The following is a 20,811-nucleotide window of genomic DNA, read 5'->3' on the forward strand; positions in this document are numbered from 1 at the left end:
TAAATCTATCGCAACCTCTTACTTAAAACATAGACCAGTAATAGAAATTTTCAAATTATCTTGGGTGTCCCTTTAAATGTCCCGTTTCAAAAGAGGGTGCACCTACTATTTTAAGCATTACTTTTAGAATACTTATAAACCCAGCCATCAAACAAATACCATAGTTCCTCACCTACAATTTCAAATTGTATAGGTATTCCGGTTGCGCCCTCTATTTGCGGCGCAATTTTCATTAGTTCAATTACTTCTCTATCACTTCTCAATCCATAAAAGCTACTAAACTTCTCAACTGGAACTTCACCTTCACTCACATTGCTGACACATCGGAAATCAATCTTTGACTCATATGCGGCAAATCCAGCCATATCAAATAAATTGAGATCAATAATTAGTATGCTTTTCAGTTTGCTATTCGCTTGAACCTCTGTAGTTAAACCTCCCCGGTATCTAACGACGGAAGTAACTTGGTATTTACCTAAAAAGTGATCAATTTTATGACCTGTACAGTTTTCGGCCTTCTCCTTAGCAAATGTGCAACCATTCACGAAAAACAGCAATAAAAAGACTAGTGCTGTTTTTTTTAAGTTAATAATTACCATTTGCATAGATATCCCATTCGGCGTTTCTTCTATTTATTAACCCCTGACTCACCGCACCTTGTGATTGATTCCAAGCTTTCCATGCGGTTTCAAGATTTGCATACGGTGTAGTAGCAGCAGGATTGTTTATCAGAGCCAGTGCAGAAGAGTTTGTAAACCCAGAAACTCCAATGTTATAAGCTAAAATTACAGCAGCATCAAACTGCTGCTGAGATACATTAACACTAAGACTGTTATTTACAGCTGCAACAAAAGGCGCAATGTCGGATTGAAACAGAGCGTTTGCCTGAGCTTGGGTTATGCCGCCACTATACAACGCCCATTCATTTTGACTTATTAAATGGCCGTACCCTATTGTTGCACCTTTAACCCAAGAAGTAATCGTTTGGCCAGTTTGGTCATCATACGGCAGTAAACGTGCCCCTCCTTCAAGGCTTTTTAATTTAGCCTCGCCCTTGGCACTAAAAGAATTTGATCTTCTTTGAGATGCTTGATTGAACAAAAATTGGAAAGCTCCTGTTTGAGCACCATTGGCGAATTTACCGCCAGATATTGCGGATGCAGTTCCCCCTAATACGGCAGACAATATCGCACCACCGAATACCTCACCTGACGTCAAATCACTACCTGCGGGTAAAAATGCACCTCCGACACCTTTAGTAAATCCAGCACTGAAGAAACCATGGCCAAACTTACCGCCACTGAGCGTAGATATTACACCTCCTGCTACTGCATGACTGGCTATTTGCCCCGCAATCTGAGTAGACGTCAACATGTTACCACCAAATTTTGTCAAACCATCTACGCCATTCTTAACGTTTGCAGCGCCAAGCCCTTTGTAGTGGGCACCTATTTGCTGAAATACTCCTGCTGAAAATGCTCCAATTAAAGCACCTTTGAGACTCCCTGTGGCTACGCCTCCAGAGGCGAACCCAACCAGTGCCGCATTCCAGAAACCTTGCGCAGCCCACGGCCCTGCGAGAACCCCAATTGCAATAGCTACAAACGGCGCAAAGTCTCCTAATGCTTTATTGATAGACTTAAACAGCTTATCGAAAAAATAACCACTAGGATCAGTATAAGAAAGCGGATTATTCAACACGTATGAATAACGGTTATAGCTCTGCGAATTCTTTGGCGCCTGAATATGGGGATCGGCCTGTAGGAATCGACCCAAAGTTGGATCGTAGATCCGACCGTTCATATGAATAATCCCCACATCATTGAGCATTTTATGCCCTGTGTATCCTTGGCTAGTTGCAGGGCTGATGTAAGAGACCAGACTAGAGTGAGCATAAAAGGCAGTTTGCTTACCCCAAGCATCATAACTAAAGTGCTGTTTAATGACGCCATCTGCATCAGTAATGCTGACGGTAGAGCCTAAATTATCCTTGTGCAAATACAGAGTATCGTTCACGTCATTTGAACGGTCTGTGATAACGACACTACCCACATGGTATTTATGCTCGGTGACACCCGTTGATAATTGTGTACGTTCGTATAAGCCTTTTACATAAAGGGTGTCTGTAATCGCGCCATTTACGGTTAAACGCTGGAAATACATAGCGCGACTGGGTCCATAAGAAAACGCGGTACTAGTATTGCCTTTGGTAATAAGGTAAGGCTTATCATAAGAGGTGTAATCAAAGGTACGGGTGCCATCATCGGTAATATTGCCGCGGGCGTCGTAATCAAAATCGTGGGTTTTAGTGCCAGTGAAGCCTGAACCAGACCACACTTCTAGTAAGCGGTTTTTCCGCGTGCCGCCATATTTATAATAGCCTGCGCCCTGCTTGTAAGTTATATTCCCTAGGGCATCATAACTATAATCTTCATTTACCGCGCTGCCTTGAATGGTCTTTTTACTATAATCGAGGCGATTTAAACCGTCATAGAAGAACTCTTCAAAAAAGTCATCAGCAGCACTGCCATAAGCAAAGTTGTTGGTTCTCTTCTTCAGGTTGCCATTATTATAATAAGTATAATCTAATGCATGATGAAGGGTGCCACCTTTTGCCACATCCAGTGACGACAGCCAACCTGTTGTAGCTTGATAGCCCAATGATTCAACCACACCATTACCCAAAGTTTTACTGGTAATTTGCCCTCTGGCATTCATAGCGGTGATGGTTTCATATGCTACGCCATAGTCACGATGCCCTTGTGTGGCGTTAACTATCGACTCTGGGTACCCCAAACTGGTATAGGTTTGCTTGACTGTAAAGTTATTAGCAGGGTAAGCGGTTAAGTAAGGGCGGTTAAATTCGTCGTAACCGTTTTCGATAGTAAAACTCTCTCCGTCTATCAGTATATCCGTAGACAGCACCTTACCGTGGCTGGCATAAATATAACTTTCTTGATAATTAGCAGTGCCGCTGGCGCTACTTTGCCCTTTGTAGTAGCGCACACGATTGAGCTTGCCTTTGGCTTTGACGCTTGAGTCATGGTTATCATACTGCCAATCGGTATAGCCGTCGTCGTCTTGGCTGTTGATTTTACGGCCTAGTGTATCGTAGGTAATAATAGTATTTTGATTACTACTATTAGTTTGTTTGACCATTTCTCCAAAGGCATTATATGCGTAGCTCCACGTGCCTTTGTCTAAATCTGTCATGCTGGTTTTACGGCCATAGTCATCGTAATAGTTGGTAACTTGAGTATGGCTAAAGGTATTACCTGCATATACATCAGCGGCAAGCAACTCACCTGTGGCTGAATAGTGGTAAACCAGTTTACTTTGTTGTGCATTGGTTGCATTTGCGCTGATAACCTGACTAGTTTGCCCTAGGTAATTGCTTGTTTCTTTTTGAATTAGCCCGGTTTCGGCAATTGTGGTGGTCGTCGCGCCGTCATATGTGCGACTGACAGTTCCAACGGGTTTGGTTTCTTTAATCACACGGCGCAGGCGGTCGTATTCAATTGTGGTGACATAACTAGAAGCTGCACTTTTGCCCGGCTCAGATGTTGTTTCTGGCATGCCATTGCTATTATAAGTTTGACTGCTGACAGTCCACGTATCATCGAATGCTTTCACACGGGTTTCAACTGTGCGCCCCCATTTGTCTATGTATGTTTGTGTTTCGGGTGCGCCTGCCGAGGCTTCAATCACTCGAATATAGGCATCACTGTTAGCACAAGTCACACCGGAGGTGCTACAAAACACACTATAGGTATAGCTAACTAGTGAAGGGTCATTCGCCCCTTCTCCTGTGATAGTGGTTTTATAAGCGCTGCCAAATTCATCTAACTCAGTGGTTTTAGTAATGCCATTGGCACCTGTGCTAATTATTTGCTTAATGCGCCCTTTATCGCCCCCTTTGGTGCCTATATATTCTACTTCAGAGGTATGGCCTAATACATTGCTGCTGGTAAGCGGGAATCGTCCTCGAGTTGAATCATAGCTAGAGCTGGATGAACGGGTTTGGGGTAGGCTAGCGTTTTCGCCTGCTGCGCCCACAGTAGCGCTAGATATTTTATTACCAAAACTATCATATCCATGGGTAGTCACTAATTTTACACTGGCGGTATCGGGTTCAACGGTTTCAGTTTTTAACATTAAGTCGCCATTATAGGTAAAACTAGAAGTACGATTAATGATGCTATTGCCCGGTGAAATGGCGATAGCACTGCCTGAAACATGCAGTGTTTTTTCAACTGAGGTATTGGTTAATCTACCTAGTTGTTTGTACTTATCTGTAGTGCCGTAGGTATTGAATGTGACAGTCGTTAGGTAATCTGACGTAGGAGAAGACGGGTCTTTTACTGTGTTGGATGAGCTAGTTAAATTACCATAGGTATCATAACCAAAAGTACTATCTGTGATAGATAATGCGCTTGAGCTGGTTAAATCTTCGGACAGCACATAAGACGTTTCAGAAGAAGACTCAATATAAGGAAATATCGCTGAGTTGGCGGTCGTTTTTTGGTCTAGTGTGTTGGTCGCCTCACTGATGAGCTCACCATTAACGCCTAAGCTTTGGGTTGTACTTAGAGGCATGCCAGTATACGGGAAGTGCTGGGCGTAAACCGTCTCTGTGGTCATACAAGTGGTGTCATCTAGAACATCGACTGTATATTCAACATCACTGTCAGTTTCAGGATCAAATACGGAAATGTCTTCTTCTTTTGTTGTACAAGTTTGTAAGTCTAGAGTGCGTATTCGCTCAAAACCTAGCATACCACGGCCTTTTTTATGGAGTAGCAAACCACCATATTGATACTGAACACTATTTGAGCTGTTATCACCTGTATCTGTGGTTGCTTTTTTTACTGCAAAGTATCCACTTTTAGGGCTAAAGTAATCGCTGAGCTCATTACCACTGCTGTCATAGCGATTGTTCGAATCTTTAGCATAATAAAGATTTTCGTCAGTAATATTGCCATATACCAATTGAGTCTGAACACCAAAGCCGTTATCGAAGGTGTCTATTACGTCTTCTGCTTGGCCAATTAACCCACCTTTGTGCACATACCATTTACCACCGCTAGCGGCTTGAAGAAAATCGAGCTTGCCATCTCCATTTACATCACCAAATTGAAAACTGCGGCTTTTATCAAACGAATAGGTACCACGACTTTCAAATATTACTTCATCAGGGCTGCCCGGTAATGGACGAGAAAAGTAGGTAGTCCAATTAGTAGCGTTATCATATGGCATCAATAAGTCAGTACGACCATCGGCACTAACATCAATAAAAAATGCGTAATCATGACTATCAGATACGGTATATAATTTAGTTGATGTTTCATCTTTAAATGCCCACTTTTCATCCATGAATTGTAAACCATTAGACAATCTGTATTTCCAATTGTTACCAGACAGCCACATGATGTCGCTTAACCCGTCACCGTTTAGGTCAACGACACGAGGTTCTGTACCGCCCGGAGCAACCTCTTGTTGCTCTGTATAAGACGAGTTGCCAGTTGAAACATATAAATACCAGTTAGACGTTGTTTTTGTTTCCCATTTGGTACTATCACCATCCCATAAAGATTCACATTCCGAGCCTGACGTCACATTTGGGTAATATCGACATGACATCGTTGTGGTTGCCCGTTCAAATAAGATATCCGAACGACCATCCCCATTAACATCTAGTGCACTTGCATTTTTTAAATTGCCGGTGCGAGAAGTTATACCTTCATTAAAAGTAGCAAGACTAGAGCTAGTATTTAAAGCAATAATAGGTGTACTACTTTCAAAAGTACCGTCGCCTTTATTACGGTAATAAATCAAGTTTTGTCCTGACGCCATGACAATATCGGTTAAGGCATCGCCATCTACATCTAGAATTTGTGTTTTACCTTCAAGCCCAGTTGCTGGAATACTCGTAACTTTATAACTCGTGTCAGCGGTATAACTGTAACAACCTCTAGGGCAGATTACTTGTTCTGTCTCAAAAGTAGTGTTGTAACTCAATATAGTCCAGTTATCACTGGTGCTATTAGCCACCATCAAGTCCTGCACCCCATCACCGTTGTAGTCCATAATAAGGGCATACTCCGGTTTATTGGTTTTACCTGAGTACAAGGTTTCCGTTGTACTAAAAGTTGGGCCTAACTTAACTTTCCAAGCGCCACTTTGGACATAAACAATATCAGCATAGCCGTCAGCATTGATATCGAAAACCTTAGCCGTGAAAGGATTGCTAGTACTTGTAGCTGACGTACTAGAAGTTGTAAATGGCTCAAATGCATCAACATCGGCCTTATCGAAACAATAATCCTCTTCTTCTCCAATATCATAGCAAGCACTGCTGGTATCAGTGGTAACGGGATCTCTTTTAAGCCACTCAAAGCTAAGAGGCACTAAACACTCACCATCTACGCACTCGGTTATGTATTCGAGATAATTTTTTTCTTCTAGAAAATCTGATGTGTAATAGGCTAAATTATATTCTCGATACTGAGCGTCATCGATTATGACTTCGACTTTATCTAATAGCTGAGTTAAAGATACTGGCTCTCCTGCTTGCCAGCCGGATTTTTGTTTACTATTTTCTTCGTAATGAAACTTAACTCTGGCGTAGGGAAGTAAGCTTTGATCTGTGTTCCCTGTGTATTGAATTTCATCAATATAGTGCTCACCGGAAGAGGCATACTCATTATAGCGATACAAAATATAGTTATTTTTGACATCTTTAATGGCTTTGAGCGCCCACATTTTAGCCAAATTAGCATTACTAGCGATTTGTACAAAAGCGTCTTCGCCTGTATCCGTAACATCAGAGCGAGTTTTAAAACTTACCGACAAGGCTTCATCAACTAAACTATTACCAGTTATTCCTGTGGTACTGCCATAATAGTGCACTTCACCTGCTTTATTTTGTACGGTAAAGCCTTTTAAAACCGAGCCTGAATAATGAGGTTTAATATAAGTATAGGTGTCTACTTCGGTATGATAACTAGCTGAAGTCGCCCAATAATTTGCATCGCTGGTAGTTTTATCATCACTTTTGCCGTCTAGAATAAGACGTTGACCGTTTAAACAAAGGCGATCTGTGGACGCAAATTTTACGCCATCTATCACACCATCATGCACATAAGTTTTTGGACAACGGGATATTGCCCCCATACCTGATATATTCCAGCCACGTCCCATATAACCGTCACCACCTTGACTGCTATAACTTAGACTGACTTGGGGTTGAACGCCGGCCGTACCAGATGGCAGCGCAATTGGGACATTATATGTCGCAGCTCCTGATTCATCGACTCTAAACTGAGCGGCAGTCGTACCTACAAATTCCTGCAAACTACTAGATACGCTTGGCGTGCGTGTACCACTGTTATCTAATACTTCTATACTGGCTGTAGCGATAGTCTCTGAGCATGCGAGCGCACCATTTTCAAAGGAGTCAATTTCACAACCATCACCTGTCATACAAGCCGATACCTGATAGCTGTATACACCGGCACTAACATCGTCGATTATTAATGAGTCGCTATTGGCTGCAACAACATCTGCGGTTTGGCATTGCCACGCTCCATATTGCCCGTAACTATCTAACTGACGGAAATAATAAGCTTGGGTAGATTCAGTAGATCCAACTTGGATAGACACAGAACTGTTACTACTAAAACTACCTATTTCAAGTTCCTCGACAGAAGGTAAAGGAACAAAGGTAGTGATTTCACCGACGTTAATAGGAACCCAAGTCGAAGCAAAAGCACCCGAAGAAAAAACAACAGCAACAAAAAGTGAGTTAACTAGACGAAGTCGCATTGGGGCATTCCTTTATCTTATTATCAATAAGCCGAATACGGGGAAATGGCTTGGGTAGAGTTGTATACTACCCAAAAGTGAAATTTATTACACCTTACCATGTTTATTTTTTGACCAATTAAATAAAAAAACCTGTAACACCATGAAAAATAATAATATTTATCCTTATCGCCACCTTGATTTTTTATATTTTTCTGCATTTGAAACTATAAAAGAGTAATCATCAGCTATTGCAACCAGTAAAAAATTCAGTATTTTATCTGCTACTAAATGATCATCGTATTTAAAGGTCAACTTTCTATGCTTAAAGTATTACTTATTCTATCTTCGCTTATTCTCACTACAGTCAGCTTTGCTAAGTCCAAACTAGACGGCTCTCATATTCAACCCGATAACTTTTATCCTAGAGTGAAAATGGAAACCACTATGGGAGATATTATTGTTGAATTGAACCGCTCAAGAGCACCCATTACGGTTAATAATTTTCTGCGCTACGTAGAAAAGCGTAGCTACGAAGACACTATGTTTCATCGGGTTATTGCTGATTTTGTAGTTCAAGGTGGGGCCTACGATGTCAATTTTGTAGAAAAACCGTCTTTTGGCAGAATAATAAACGAATCGGGTAATGGTCTAAAAAACGACATGTACACCATTACTATGGCTAGAGAAAACGACCCACACTCAGCCAACCGCCAATTCTTCTTTAATATGGCTGACAACGAGAGTTTAGATCCCGGAAGAGGTTGGGGCTATACTGTTTTTGGCAGTGTAATGGAAGGTTATGAAGTACTAGATAAAATCGTTGCGGTTGAAACAGACTTCGATCCTAAATATGGTTGGGCAGATGTGCCTGTTGAACCAGTGATACTTAAAAAAGTTACCATTTTGCCTCCTATTTAAAAAGGCAAGGCGGTAATTTTTGAATCATTTAATCTATGTTCCTTCTACTTATTTAAGCTATTCCCACTAGTACGCACTGTTTGCTCCACTCCTATGGCTCAACTGAGCTATTTTTGAGCAAAACTGCACAGCGCTGAAACCAAAACTTAGACCAAAAGGTCCAAAAAAATCATGAGATAATTATAAGCTATTGTATTTTATGCAATTTGTCCTACTGGTCTAATTTGTGCTTTCCCTGCCTGAAGTTACAGCTCCTAATAAAAATAATAATTTGAGTTGCTAACCATTAAAAAAATTAAGACCAAGATAACAATCATGGAGATTACCTTGAACAACACGCATTATAACAAGCTGGCTAAAAAAGCCTTTTACGTCACCGTTTTAGCAGCAGCAATCTCAGGTTCACTTCATGCTCAGGAAGAATTAGCAGAAGAACAAACAGATAGCAAAATTGAGTCTATTACAGTAACGGCGACTAAACGGTCACAGGTAATTTATGAAGTACCTATCGCTATGAGTGCATTTAGTGGAGATGCTTTAGCAGCTCAAGGGATTTCTGACCTGACTGACGTAGGCAAGTTTGTCCCCAATTTAAGTATTACTGGCTTTTCAGCTGGCCATACGTCTTCTGCAAACCCTTTTATTCGTGGTATTGGCTTACAAGATCATCTTATCACCACAGATCCTGGCGTGAGTGTCTACGTAGATGGCGTGTATCTTGGTCGTCAGGTTGGTCAAAACTGGAACCTAAACAACATAGAAAGAATTGAAGTGCTAAGGGGCCCACAAGGTACTTTATACGGGCGCAACTCAATTGGTGGAGCCATTAACATTATCACCAAAGAGCCTAATGAAGACGCTGTGACTAAACTGGGTTTACAGCTTGGTACTCGAGGGCGCGCTAAGGCTGACGTATTTGTTAACAGAGCCTTGAGTGAAGATTTCTCATTCAACTTTAATGCTGGATACAACAGCCGCGATGGTTTAGGTGAATTCTATAATGTGCCAGATGCTGAATATGATGTGGGTGAAACCAAAGAGCTTTATGGGCGCTTATCCGTAAAATATGCCCCTAATGACGACTTTAGTTTAGTCGTAACAGCAGATGCTAATGATGGAGAAGGCGGTTTACGTCCTTATACAACACTGATAGATGAAATCCCAACAGGAGCCTATTACACAGGTGAACGTTTTGGTTTCCCTACTCCATCTGGCCCGTTACGTAACTCAGATGTATCTGCCGACCCTTACGATAATGCTACAGGTACAGAAGCTGTTACCACAGTAAGCAATAAAGCCAGTGGTATATCAATTACAGCTGACTGGAGTTTGTCTGATACCTTATCAACCAAAGCCGTCATTAGTAACCGTAGCTCCGAATACAAAGCAGGGTTAGATGATGACAGTACTATCTATGATTTAGACCAATATCCAGAAACAGGCGACGCAGATCAAACCTCTATTGAGTTACAACTAAACGGTTATTACGATAACTTTGATTTTGTCTCAGGTATTTACTGGTTTAACGAAGAAGGTAGTAACCGCCAAGGAGAAGATTCAAGCTTCAACGGCGGAGGAAACTCGTTTGCCCTCGATCAAGAAACCACCAGCCAAGCTGTTTTCGTCAACCTTGGTTATGACCTAACAGATGACTTACGTATTTCTGGTGGATTACGTTATACAAAAGATGAAAAAGAAGCGACGGCTAATGTAGGCATAGGCCCAACCACATCAGAAGACGACTGGAGTCAATTAAGTTATGAATTATCAGCCGCCTACACTCTTGATAACGGTTTAAATGCCTACGCTAGCATTCAAAGTGGCTATCAATCAGGTCAGTTCCCAGCAAGACCATATTGTTTATTTGGTGACCCAGATTGTTTTGTAGCATCAGATAACATCACAGCTGTTAACTATGAAGTAGGGTTAAAGGGCCAAGTCACTGATAGTTTTAGTATGAGTATTGCCTTGTTTAATACAGAATACGAAGACTTACCTTACCAAGTCAGTACCACACTTGAAGGCGGGTTTAGTACTACCAACCTAGTGGTTGAACAAACCTCTAGAGGTATTGAATGGGAAAGTACCATGTACTTTACCGAAAACTTCAAGCTGCATACTAGTCTTGGCTACATAGATGTTGATGTGCAAAAGCTTGATGGCGTTAAACCTGTTGCGCCTTTAACACCTGACCTTACTGCTTCAATCAGCCCATCTTACGAGTTTGAGCTAAGTAATGGTGCAACTATAAATGCAAGGGTAGATTATTCATATCGAGACGAAATGTATGGTGAACCCAGCTCAGATCCTGGTCGTTTAACCCAAATCGACAGCCGTGAATTAGTTAACTTTGATCTGTCTTACGCACCAGCAGACGCGAATTGGAAAGTATCACTATACGGCCAAAACGTATTCGATGAACGATACGACAACGCCCGTCTAAATACTGGAGACTACATATTAGTTGTGCTGAGCAATGACGCCAGTGAATTTGGACTGCGATTCTCTTCAGAATTTTAATATAACCAGTCAGCTTAATTAAGCGGCACAGTGTGCCGCTTTAATCCTTAACACTACATGTGAATACTAATGTTTAGTTACGTGCTGTAACGCCTTCATTTGGTCATGCATAGCCTGGGCTTCTACCTTAGCAGATAACAAGGTAGACATAGCTTGAGGTGGTTGCTTCTCTGAAATCGCTTCATCTAGCGTTTCTAAAATTTTATCTTCAACCTCTTCGAGCTGACTGACATAAGTATGATCTTCATTTTTAGAAAAGGTACCTAAAAAGTCTGTATACACTTTTCTGGCATTCACAGCCCAAGAAGAACCTGTTTCAACTTCACCTTGCTCTGCAATAGCTAGAGGTTGTAGCTTATTGATTACATGTTTCTTTTTAGCAACCATATTGCTGAAAATAGTTTTAACTGCAGGACTTTCTACTTCTGTAATCGCATTTTCGTAAAAATCGATACCCGCTTTAACCACTTGGATAACGTCTGTAACTTTCTCTACTTGTTTAACTTGCGTTTGCATAATTTACTCCTGTAATTTAATTTGGCCGGCTACTTAACGAGTCGGCTTATTAACTAAGTAGCAAACAGTGTGCCTATCAAGAAAACAGATAACATATTGATTATTATGAACTTCTAAATAAATCACAAAAATCACAACCATGGAATATTTACATTATCTCTGTAAAGTTCACACAATAAGATTCAAAGCTTTGCAAACAAGTCGTTTGTTAATTATGAATTAAGTAAAACAAAACTGGTTAGCGCAATAAGCAGCACGAAGAGATAGGTAACGTATTGACATTACCCCGTAAAAGACAAGCATTCCGCTTAGCTTAGATATTAGTCGCCTGACAGCAAATTAATTGAACTACTGATGTCGTCGAGTAGACTCAATGACCATATAATTTAAAAAAATTAATCAAAAAGGAAATAATAATGATCAAATCATCCTTGCTTGGACTTCTTAGTACCCTACTTATCACCTTTAACACTTATGCTGGCGTTGAAGACTTCAAACCCGGCCCGGTGTTTGAGAACTATGGCACTCATGTTCCTGTGCCTGGTGTGACTATTTCAGCCGATGAAACGTTTAAAATAGCCTTTGATGTAAACGCAGGAGCCAAAGAAGGCAAAGTCAATCGCGGCTTTGAACGCTTGACACGATTCATCAATATGCATGTTGCTAGTGGCGCAAAGCTGGAAAACATAGACGTTGCTATGGTTGTGTCAGGACCTGCAACATCCGAAATCCTTAGCAACACTGAATTTAAAAAACTAAAAGGAAGCAACAACCCCAACACTGAGTTATTGCAGCTACTTATTGACAAAGGCGCGCGTATTTTAGTGTGTGGCCAATCAGCTGTGGCCCATGACTTCCTACCAAACATGTTTGAAAAGGGCGTAGAAGTTGAGCTATCTAATATGACCGCCCATGCACACCTAGCTAAACAAGGTTATACCTTAATCCCTTAGCGTATTATCTTAAGTGACGAGATGGGCGATACGAAGTAGCAACAAAGTCAAAGTATCACTGGAATGACTAAAGCTAAACCTTCAAATCGCCTAATATGCCGTAACCATGCTCCGCTAGCATAACTACCCAGTTAAAAAGCTATTAGCAAAAATTATCAATAACAGTAAAACATGAGGGTAAGCCACAGTAGGCTTAATTGAGTTTTTTAGGTACTCGAAGACCAAGCCTATGGTACCTTTCCTCGATTCTTCCCATGCGCTGTTAAATTGCATTGCCATGTGGGATGAATCGCCATTACCTTCAGCATTTTTGGCAGTACAATAGTGTTTAATAGAGCATTCAACCGACTCTAGGCGCTGAGCAATACGCCCTTGAAATGTTTTCCAAATACCATCTTGTAACCAAATAAGGGCACAGATTAATAGTGTCCAAAGACCAATGTTAACAATAAATAACAGTGCACAACTCATAGCGACATTGAACAGTTTGATAAGCAAGGAGTGCTTTTCGTAACTATCAAACTGAGTTTGTAGGGTGGCCCATTCTTGCTGTAAAGCCAGCAAGTTGTTATTGGGTGTCATATTGTCCAATCCTTATAAATGCGTTGATAATCTGTGTTTACAGAATGAGCTATGCGCGGTGATGCTCAAACGCCGTCACTTGGTCAATACTGGCACAATTTAGGGATAACATTAGTAATCTATCTATACCTAATGCCACACCAGCACATTCGGGTAATCCATGTTTGAGCGCCGCTATTAAGTGTTTGTCTAGGGGCATACTTTGTAACCCTAGCGATAAACGGGTTTGGTTATCTTGCTCAAAACGCTGGCGCTGCTCATCGGCATCACTTAATTCATGGAACCCGTTAGCCAACTCTACGCCTTTAAAATATAACTCGAAGCGTTCAGCAACTAAGGGGTTATCTTTACTGATTTTAGCAAGAGCCGCTTGTGACGCTGGAAACTCATACACTAAACAAGGTCTTTCTTGCCCTATATGTGGCTCTATGTGTTGGCTGAACAACAGCATCATCAACGTATCTCTAGATGATTCATTAGCGGCTATGTCTTGATAACCGTAACGACCGGCTAGCAACCTTAATTCATCTAAACTCGCCGTCAAAGGGTCACATTTTAGGTGTTGCTGAAAAGCCTGTTGATAGGTCATGCGTTCAGCTGGTTCTGTCTCAAGTATTAATTGTATAAGCTCATCAACTTCAGCCATCAACTGATGATGATCATACCCAACTCGGTACCATTCCAGCATAGTAAATTCGGGGTTATGAAAACGCCCCGCTTCTTCATTTCTAAAAGATTTACATATTTGATAAATAGAACCGCTACCCGCACATAGCAAACGCTTCATGGCAAACTCTGGAGAAGTTTGTAGAAATAGCGTTTTTTCTTGCGGCGACATAGGGTCATTAAAGCACGTGGAAAAAGAATGTAAGTGTTGGTCTGTCACTGCTGCGTGGCTTAAGGCTGGCGTATCAACTTCTAATACATTTTTATGATAAAAGAAATCACGAATAGCGCGTAAAAGTTGCGCTCGTTTTTTAAGGGTGACTATGTCAGCACTAGGCTGCCAAGCTGTCTGAGGATATTGATTTAGCATGTTACAATTTCGTACCCATAAATAAAAAAAGCCCACCTATGTGAGCTTTTCATTAATCATATTAAAACTACTTTTGAGCGCGACCTACGTATTCACCGTTACGGGTATCAACACGTACCACTTCACCTCTTTGTACAAATAAAGGGACGCGAACGACAGCACCCGTAGCTAAGGTAGCAGGTTTGCCACCTGTGCCAGCTGTATCGCCTTTAAGGCCTGGATCGGTATCGGTAATTTCTAGCTCAACAAAATTTGCAGGCTGAACAACAATAGGGGCACCATTCCATAAGGTAATAGTACAGGTGTCGTTTTCTACTAACCATTTTACGTTTTCGCCCACAGCTTTTTCATCTGCAGCAATTTGCTCAAAGGTTTCGTTATTCATAAAGTGCCAAAACTCACCGTCTGTATACAAATAATCTAATTCGGTATCGATTACATCAGCACCTTCTACAGATTCACCTGACTTAAAGGTTTTTTCTAATACTTTACCCGTAATAAGCTTACGAATTTTAACTCTACTAAAGGCCTGGCCTTTACCTGGTTTAACAAATTCATTCTCAAGAATGTTGCAAGGTTCGCCGTCGAGCATTATCTTTAGGCCCGCTTTAAACTCATTTGTGCTGAAATTAGCCATGTGTCCCCGTAAATATAACTATGTTGAGTCAGTAATTGTCGCAAATAATACCTAAAAAACCGCTGTCTGTAGAGAGTAACTGGCAAAAAGAACTGGCAACGGCATTTACAGACCCAGTTTCTTTACTAAATTACCTTAATTTACCGGTGGATAATTTCACTAAAGACATAGCTGCCAGACAACTTTTTCCCATGCGCGTGCCACGTCCTTTTGCTAATCGAATGAAAAAAGGGGATGCGCTTGACCCGTTATTTTTACAGATATTTACTAGTAAACATGAATTTAATACATCAGCTGGTTATTCAACGGATCCACTAGATGAACAGAACAACAATCAACCTGGAATACTACATAAATACCAAAATAGGCTGTTACTGCTTGTAAGAGGGGGTTGCGCCGTTAACTGTCGTTATTGTTTTCGCCGACATTTTCCTTATAGCGACAATCATTTAAACAAGCATCAATGGCAAGAAGCCTTGCAATATATTGCAGATAACCCGCAAATTAATGAGGTAATTTATTCTGGGGGCGACCCCTTAATGGCCAAAGATGACTTTTTAGCATGGCTCACACAAGAAATAGAAAAAATCCCCCATGTTATTAGGCTACGTATTCATACCCGTTTACCCGTAGTGATCCCATCTCGTATTACCCCAGAACTTATTTCTTGGTTTAGTGAATCTCGTTTGAAGCCAGTCATGGTGGTACATGTAAATCATGCTAATGAGATTGACAACCATTTAGCCGAGGCTGTTAAAAAGCTTACTAAAGCTGGGGTTACGGTACTTAATCAGAGCGTACTACTTAAAAACGTCAATCACTTAGCCGAACACCAAATTGAATTGTGTGAAAAGTTATTTGAAATAGGCGTAATGCCCTATTATCTGCACGTTTTAGATAAAGTGGAGGGGGCTGAGCATTTTGACTTACCTGATAGCCAAGCGACGGCTTTGCTAAAAGAGATGATAAAACATCTGCCGGGCTATCTAGTACCTAAACTCGTTAGAGAGATAGGCGGACAGCCCGGAAAAACCCCCCTTGATTTAAATCTGCATCCTTAGAGGTCCTCGATATTTTGTGACAAAAAGCTTAGTTTATGCAGGTATCATCAATTAAATTCGTCTGCCTTTTAATTTCACGTTTATCTTCATTGGCTTTCGCAACAGCTAAGTCCACCTTCGCTGCTGAGCACTTATCAGAAAGTTCTTTATTAACGAGGTAATTTTGATCTTTTTGATATTGAGCCAAACCTTTTGCACCTACATAAGTATCGCGATCTTCTGGGTCTCGGTCAGATTGATAACTTGGCGGCTGTGTTGCATTACATGCGGCTAAAAAACAGACTAAGGGTATAAATTTGTATGTATTTCTCAACTTTGACACTCCATTTCAATTGGTAACAAGAAATGGACCGATATAATTTAGCAAAGTTGCAATCTTTAGCACAAAGTTGAACTATTTACAGTCCAGACTAACTTAGAATTACAAGGGAAAGTAAAAATTGATAAAACGATTACCAAGTTACCTGACACCTAAACTTCTAATAGAAGTCGGCGCAAGATAACCTGGCAATACGCTACTTAATCGACATCTGCGACCATTTGGCATAGATAAAAATGTCTAGCCTAAATAATCTAAGCAAAGGTGTCGATAGTCGACCCTATTGCAGGATTGGCAGATGTAACTTTAGGTGTTTCAGCAGCTTCCAGTAACTCTAGTGTTGCTTGGCCTTCCACTTTTTGCTGTGATTTAGCAAGTTGCAGAGACTTAATCTCAAGACTAGAACTAGCAGCTGAACCTGAAATATCCATACAGTGCTCCTTATTGCTTGTAGCAAAGTACAAAAACGGGCAAAATCGCCCGCATCAAAAATTTATCGGCAAGCTGAAGTCAAACTTTAATTTCTATGCAATCTATTATTCAAACTCTTAGTGAAAATGTTCAAGTAATTTATCGTAAATCTATCGATGCAGATCAAACTATCACCCGTTTACAACAAAGCGGAAAGGGTAAGTTTAGTGCTGTTTTCACAGAAGATGCTGGGTTTGAAACCAGTAGTAAATTTTTCAAACCTTATGTTGAAGAAATAGCGAAAGAAGTGCTTGAGCTTGAAAGTCAATCACCTGAATCAGTTAAAGCTGCGCTGCCAGTTTTAGTAAAAAAGATTGAGATGATATTAACCACACTTAATCAATTTCAGAAAAACGCCCGTTAGATGTAAGTGTAAGGTATCCAGCAAACTAAATAGGCTGGTTGTGAATTTGCAGCGCATCAATACGGGCGTTTATTTTAGCAATCATTTGTTTATATTTTTGGCTATCTACACGGATAAATCTGCGTTCAAATTCAGCTTTTTTCAAGCCTTCGGGTAAGCCTGTAATATTTGGAAAGAATGCTTTCTCATCTAAGTTTCCTGCGAGAATATCTTGAACGTATAGAGCTGAGTCTGGGTTTGTTGCAGATTCAGCAAATTTAATACCTGAAAAATCAGCGGCTAAATCAATAAAACTGTAACCACTGCCATCGTCGCTTCGATCCATCAACTCTTTAAATTCACCTATCGCCACACTAATGCCTTGCTCAGAGAAAATTTTAATGGTCGCTGAAAAAATAAAGTGTTGGTTTAAATCGACTCGAGACTTTAGAACGGTTCTTGAATTAGGAGATACTATCTGTGGACTATTAGGCTGAACATCACCCACTAAATTGGCAAACCTATGATGACCAACATATATAGCCAAAGCCATGATCACGGCTTTATTCTCCAGTGCTGCCGATTCATCTGAGCTAGAACGCTCCTTAGCTAAGCTAAATACTGGGCCAATATACTTTGCTAAGGACTGGGGTGTATAACGCTTTGCAATGCTCAACTCTGATATTTCTTTTAGATAATAAGCGGTCGCCACTCTAAGTTCTTCATCTTTTGCCCCCCCTCCCCCTTGTTTAAGGGCGCTTAGATTCTTTAAAAACGTCTGTAAAGGCAACACAGTTAACACCATGCTTTTATCGCTCATAGCAATGTGATCTATTCGTTGAATAAATTGGGTAGCAATGTCACTACGAGTGTACCAGTTAGCAAGCATTTCAAGAGAGGCTAAAGCAAAATCACCAGAAATTGAAATAGGGCCTATTTTTACATATTCCACAGCGACTCCGGCTGACGGCAGTAAAGAGGCTTCTATGTTGATGTACCGACCTACAGGGTTATGGGGAAGCTCATAACTCACCATAATTTGTGACGACTGCGCTGTAATAACAGTCTTACCTTGAAAAGGCTTGTGGGCTCTTTGAGCAAAGCCTACTAAGCTGTTTAGCTGCGCTTCACTTATAGTAATGTCTTGCTTACTGGTTCGATGCTGAACACTATCTTGTAATTGCCCCATTAATACTTTGACAGACTCAGCCTGCTCAACTTGGGTTGCACTTGAAGTATCAACTAAAGGTTGGGATTCAAGGGCAAAAAGAAAGATCCCTACAACTAACACGGTTAAAAACAAAAGCAGTACAACCAAGTACTTTACCAGCCTAAACAAACAACTTTCCTTTAATTAATTAGCAAACACTATACGTTTAAATGATGCGAAGGAGATACCGTAATCAAGGAGAGCACACTAGCAAGTTTGTTAGTGTATCCCGCCAAGTAATTAGTCTCTTGGTCGCTTATGAAAGTTTCTTTATTAACTCTACTTTTTATAGACTTCAGCTTTTGTGAATATTTAACGATAAAATCTTGTTCATAAACATCCATTGAATCTAGCAACATATCGTTTAAGGCTTGATATATCCCTAAATCCTTGTCACTCATTTCCCCTAGGTTATCAATAGGCACTCTTTCATCGTAATAAAGCGAATCAATTTGTCTTTGGATAACACTGGTTAATTGTCCAAAACTGACAGTTCTTGTCACTGTCATTAAACTTCAGCCATATTACCTTTAGACTCTAGCCATTCTTTGCGGTCTGGGGCGCGTTTTTTAGCTAATAACATGTCCATGATCTCTAGCATTTGCTCGCCATCACCAACAGTAAGCTGTACTAACCTGCGAGTGTTAGGATCCATTGTGGTCTCACGTAATTGCAATGGGTTCATTTCACCCAAACCTTTAAAGCGCTGTACGTTCACTTTTCCGCGCTTTTTCTCGGCAACAATTCGGTTCAAAATACCTTCTTTCTCCCCTTCATCTAGGGCGTAATACACTTCTTTACCAATATCGATTCTAAACAAAGGCGGCATAGCCACATATACATGGCCCGTGTTCACTAAAGTTCGAAAATGTTTAACAAACAAAGCACATAAAAGTGTAGCTATGTGTAATCCGTCGGAGTCAGCGTCCGCCAAGATACAAATTTTATCGTAACGCAGTCCGCTTAAGTCTTCAGAGTCTGGATCAATCCCTAAGGCAACTGAAATATCGTGAATTTCGTTAGATGCCAAAACCTGAGAAGAGTCCACCTCCCAGCTATTCAGGATTTTACCACGCAAAGGCATGATGGCCTGAAACTCTCTATCTCTAGCTTGTTTAGCAGAACCACCAGCTGAGTCCCCTTCCACTAAAAATAACTCTGAGCGAGTAGTATCCTGAGTAGAGCAATCTGTTAACTTTCCAGGCAAAGCTGGCCCTTGGGTGACTTTTTTACGAGCCACCTTTTTACTTGCTCGTAAACGAGATTGGGCGTTGTTAATACACATTTCGGCCAATAATTCAGCCACATCTGTATGCTGATTTAACCACAAGCTAAAGGCATCTTTTACCACACCCGATACAAACGCTGCAGCTTGGCGAGACGACAAACGCTCTTTAATTTGCCCTGCAAATTGAGGGTCTTGCATCTTGGTAGATAACACGTAACTGCAACGATCCCAAATATCTTCTGGACTCAGTTTTACGCCTCTGGGCATTAAGTTTCTAAATTCACAAAACTCACGCATAGACTCTAACAAGCCTTGACGTAAACCATTTACGTGAGTACCGCCTTGTGCGGTAGGAATAAGATTCACGTAACTTTCGGTGATCATCTCACCACCTTCTGGCAGCCACATTACCGCCCAATCAGCTGCTTCAGTATTACCAGAAATAGAACCAACAAATGGCGCATCTTCAGGCAGGGTGACGTATTCTTTAACCGATTGATAGAGGTAATCCCGCAGGCCATCTTCGAAATACCATTCTTTAGTTTCACCAGTGATTTTATTATCAAATCGAATTCGTAAGCCTGGACATAGGACCGCTTTAGCCTGCAACACGTGTAGTAGCTTAGAAACTGAAAATTTAGCTGAGTCAAAATATTGCGGGTCTGGCCAAAAATGAACTTTAGTACCAGTATTGCGCTTACCACAGGTATCAACTATTTCTAACTCTTGTACTTTATCGCCATTCTCGAACGCAATTTGATGTACATTACCATCCCGGCGAATGTTGACTTCAACTCGCTTTGACAAGGCATTCACCACTGAAATACCCACACCGTGCAAACCACCAGAGAACTGATAATTTTTATTGGAAAATTTACCACCGGCGTGCAACTTAGTCATAATCAATTCAACACCAGAAATACCTTCTTCAGGGTGAATATCCACAGGCATGCCACGACCATCATCAGTGACTTCTAGTGATTGATCGGTATGCAATACAATTTTGATAGAGGTCGCATGGCCACCTAGCGCTTCATCAACACTGTTGTCTATCACTTCCTGACTCAAATGATTAGGGCGAGTAGTATCTGTGTACATGCCTGGGCGGCGTTGCACGGGTTCTAGGCCGTTTAAAACCTCAATGGCTTCTGCGTTATATTGATTTGACATAATTTTTTTCAGAGCTCTTATTATTCGAAATAGCGGATGAA

General features: G+C 40.9%; 16 protein-coding genes. 5 read left to right on the forward strand and 11 right to left on the reverse strand.

The features are described from left to right. Positions 1 to 110: 110 nt before the first annotated feature. Positions 111 to 605, reverse strand: a complete 495-nt coding sequence (locus ABJE44_RS02905; protein WP_348109859.1) for a hypothetical protein — start codon at positions 603 to 605, stop codon at positions 111 to 113. Continuing rightward, positions 586 to 7,824 carry an FG-GAP-like repeat-containing protein gene (locus ABJE44_RS02910; protein ID WP_348109861.1) on the reverse strand — a complete coding sequence of 2,413 codons (7,239 nt, stop codon included), beginning with the start codon at positions 7,822 to 7,824 and terminating at the stop codon, positions 586 to 588. Before ABJE44_RS02910 ends, ABJE44_RS02905 begins: the two co-directional genes overlap by 20 nt. A gap of 300 nt (positions 7,825 to 8,124) precedes the next feature. Between ABJE44_RS02910 and ABJE44_RS02915 the strand changes: the two genes are divergently transcribed. Together ABJE44_RS02915 and ABJE44_RS02920 are read left to right on the forward strand one after the other, a co-directional pair. Further along, positions 8,125 to 8,724 (forward strand): peptidylprolyl isomerase, encoded by a 600-nt coding sequence (locus tag ABJE44_RS02915; RefSeq protein ID WP_348109863.1) that lies wholly within the window; start codon positions 8,125 to 8,127, stop codon positions 8,722 to 8,724. A gap of 351 nt (positions 8,725 to 9,075) precedes the next feature. Beyond that, positions 9,076 to 11,244 carry a TonB-dependent receptor gene (locus ABJE44_RS02920; RefSeq protein WP_348109970.1) on the forward strand — a complete coding sequence of 723 codons (2,169 nt, stop codon included), beginning with the start codon at positions 9,076 to 9,078 and terminating at the stop codon, positions 11,242 to 11,244. Between the two features lie 66 nt (positions 11,245 to 11,310). Here the strand turns inward: ABJE44_RS02920 and ABJE44_RS02925 are convergent, their stop codons facing one another. Further along, on the reverse strand, positions 11,311 to 11,760 hold the full coding sequence (locus ABJE44_RS02925; RefSeq protein ID WP_348109865.1) for a PA2169 family four-helix-bundle protein: 450 nt from the start codon (positions 11,758 to 11,760) through the stop codon (positions 11,311 to 11,313). A gap of 416 nt (positions 11,761 to 12,176) precedes the next feature. On the opposite strand from ABJE44_RS02925, the gene ABJE44_RS02930 reads away from it, so the two are divergent. Continuing rightward, the gene (locus ABJE44_RS02930; RefSeq protein WP_348109867.1) at positions 12,177 to 12,713 is read left to right on the forward strand and encodes a DsrE family protein; all 537 of its coding nucleotides are present in this window, start codon (positions 12,177 to 12,179) and stop codon (positions 12,711 to 12,713) included. Between the two features lie 123 nt (positions 12,714 to 12,836). Here the strand turns inward: ABJE44_RS02930 and ABJE44_RS02935 are convergent, their stop codons facing one another. The 3 genes from ABJE44_RS02935 to efp form a co-directional block, all read right to left on the reverse strand. Next, positions 12,837 to 13,295: a hypothetical protein gene (locus ABJE44_RS02935; protein ID WP_348109869.1), complete on the reverse strand. Its 459-nt coding sequence runs from the start codon at positions 13,293 to 13,295 to the stop codon at positions 12,837 to 12,839. A gap of 49 nt (positions 13,296 to 13,344) precedes the next feature. Further along, on the reverse strand, positions 13,345 to 14,331 hold the full coding sequence (epmA, locus tag ABJE44_RS02940; protein ID WP_348109871.1) for an elongation factor P--(R)-beta-lysine ligase: 987 nt from the start codon (positions 14,329 to 14,331) through the stop codon (positions 13,345 to 13,347). A 67-nt stretch (positions 14,332 to 14,398) separates the two neighbouring features. Beyond that, a complete protein-coding gene (efp, locus tag ABJE44_RS02945) occupies positions 14,399 to 14,968 on the reverse strand; it encodes an elongation factor P (protein WP_348109873.1) in 570 nt (189 codons plus the stop codon). A 35-nt stretch (positions 14,969 to 15,003) separates the two neighbouring features. On the opposite strand from efp, the gene epmB reads away from it, so the two are divergent. Next, a complete protein-coding gene (gene epmB / locus ABJE44_RS02950) occupies positions 15,004 to 16,029 on the forward strand; it encodes an EF-P beta-lysylation protein EpmB (protein ID WP_348109875.1) in 1,026 nt (341 codons plus the stop codon). Between the two features lie 28 nt (positions 16,030 to 16,057). Here the strand turns inward: epmB and ABJE44_RS02955 are convergent, their stop codons facing one another. Continuing rightward, positions 16,058 to 16,342 carry a hypothetical protein gene (locus ABJE44_RS02955; protein ID WP_348109877.1) on the reverse strand — a complete coding sequence of 95 codons (285 nt, stop codon included), beginning with the start codon at positions 16,340 to 16,342 and terminating at the stop codon, positions 16,058 to 16,060. Positions 16,343 to 16,602: 260 nt separating this feature from the next. Continuing rightward, complete coding sequence (locus ABJE44_RS02960) at positions 16,603 to 16,779, reverse strand: hypothetical protein (protein ID WP_348109879.1); 177 nt, start codon at positions 16,777 to 16,779, stop codon at positions 16,603 to 16,605. Positions 16,780 to 16,874: 95 nt separating this feature from the next. Here ABJE44_RS02960 and ABJE44_RS02965 point away from each other — a divergent pair, with 95 nt between their 5' ends. After that, positions 16,875 to 17,183 carry a hypothetical protein gene (locus tag ABJE44_RS02965; RefSeq protein WP_348109881.1) on the forward strand — a complete coding sequence of 103 codons (309 nt, stop codon included), beginning with the start codon at positions 16,875 to 16,877 and terminating at the stop codon, positions 17,181 to 17,183. A gap of 25 nt (positions 17,184 to 17,208) precedes the next feature. On the opposite strand, the gene ABJE44_RS02970 is transcribed toward ABJE44_RS02965, so the two are convergent. From ABJE44_RS02970 to parE, 3 genes are read right to left on the reverse strand one after another with little or no spacing between them, the layout of a single operon-like run. Then, positions 17,209 to 18,501: a hypothetical protein gene (locus ABJE44_RS02970; protein ID WP_348109883.1), complete on the reverse strand. Its 1,293-nt coding sequence runs from the start codon at positions 18,499 to 18,501 to the stop codon at positions 17,209 to 17,211. 29 nt (positions 18,502 to 18,530) lie between these two features. Next, positions 18,531 to 18,881: a hypothetical protein gene (locus ABJE44_RS02975; RefSeq protein WP_348109885.1), complete on the reverse strand. Its 351-nt coding sequence runs from the start codon at positions 18,879 to 18,881 to the stop codon at positions 18,531 to 18,533. Beyond that, positions 18,881 to 20,770, reverse strand: a complete 1,890-nt coding sequence (gene parE, locus ABJE44_RS02980; protein WP_348109886.1) for a DNA topoisomerase IV subunit B — start codon at positions 20,768 to 20,770, stop codon at positions 18,881 to 18,883. Before parE ends, ABJE44_RS02975 begins: the two co-directional genes overlap by 1 nt. Positions 20,771 to 20,811 lie beyond the last annotated feature (41 nt).

Origin of the sequence: Paraglaciecola sp. (assembly GCF_039942875.1) — a bacterium.
GTDB lineage: Bacteria > Pseudomonadota > Gammaproteobacteria > Enterobacterales > Alteromonadaceae > Paraglaciecola.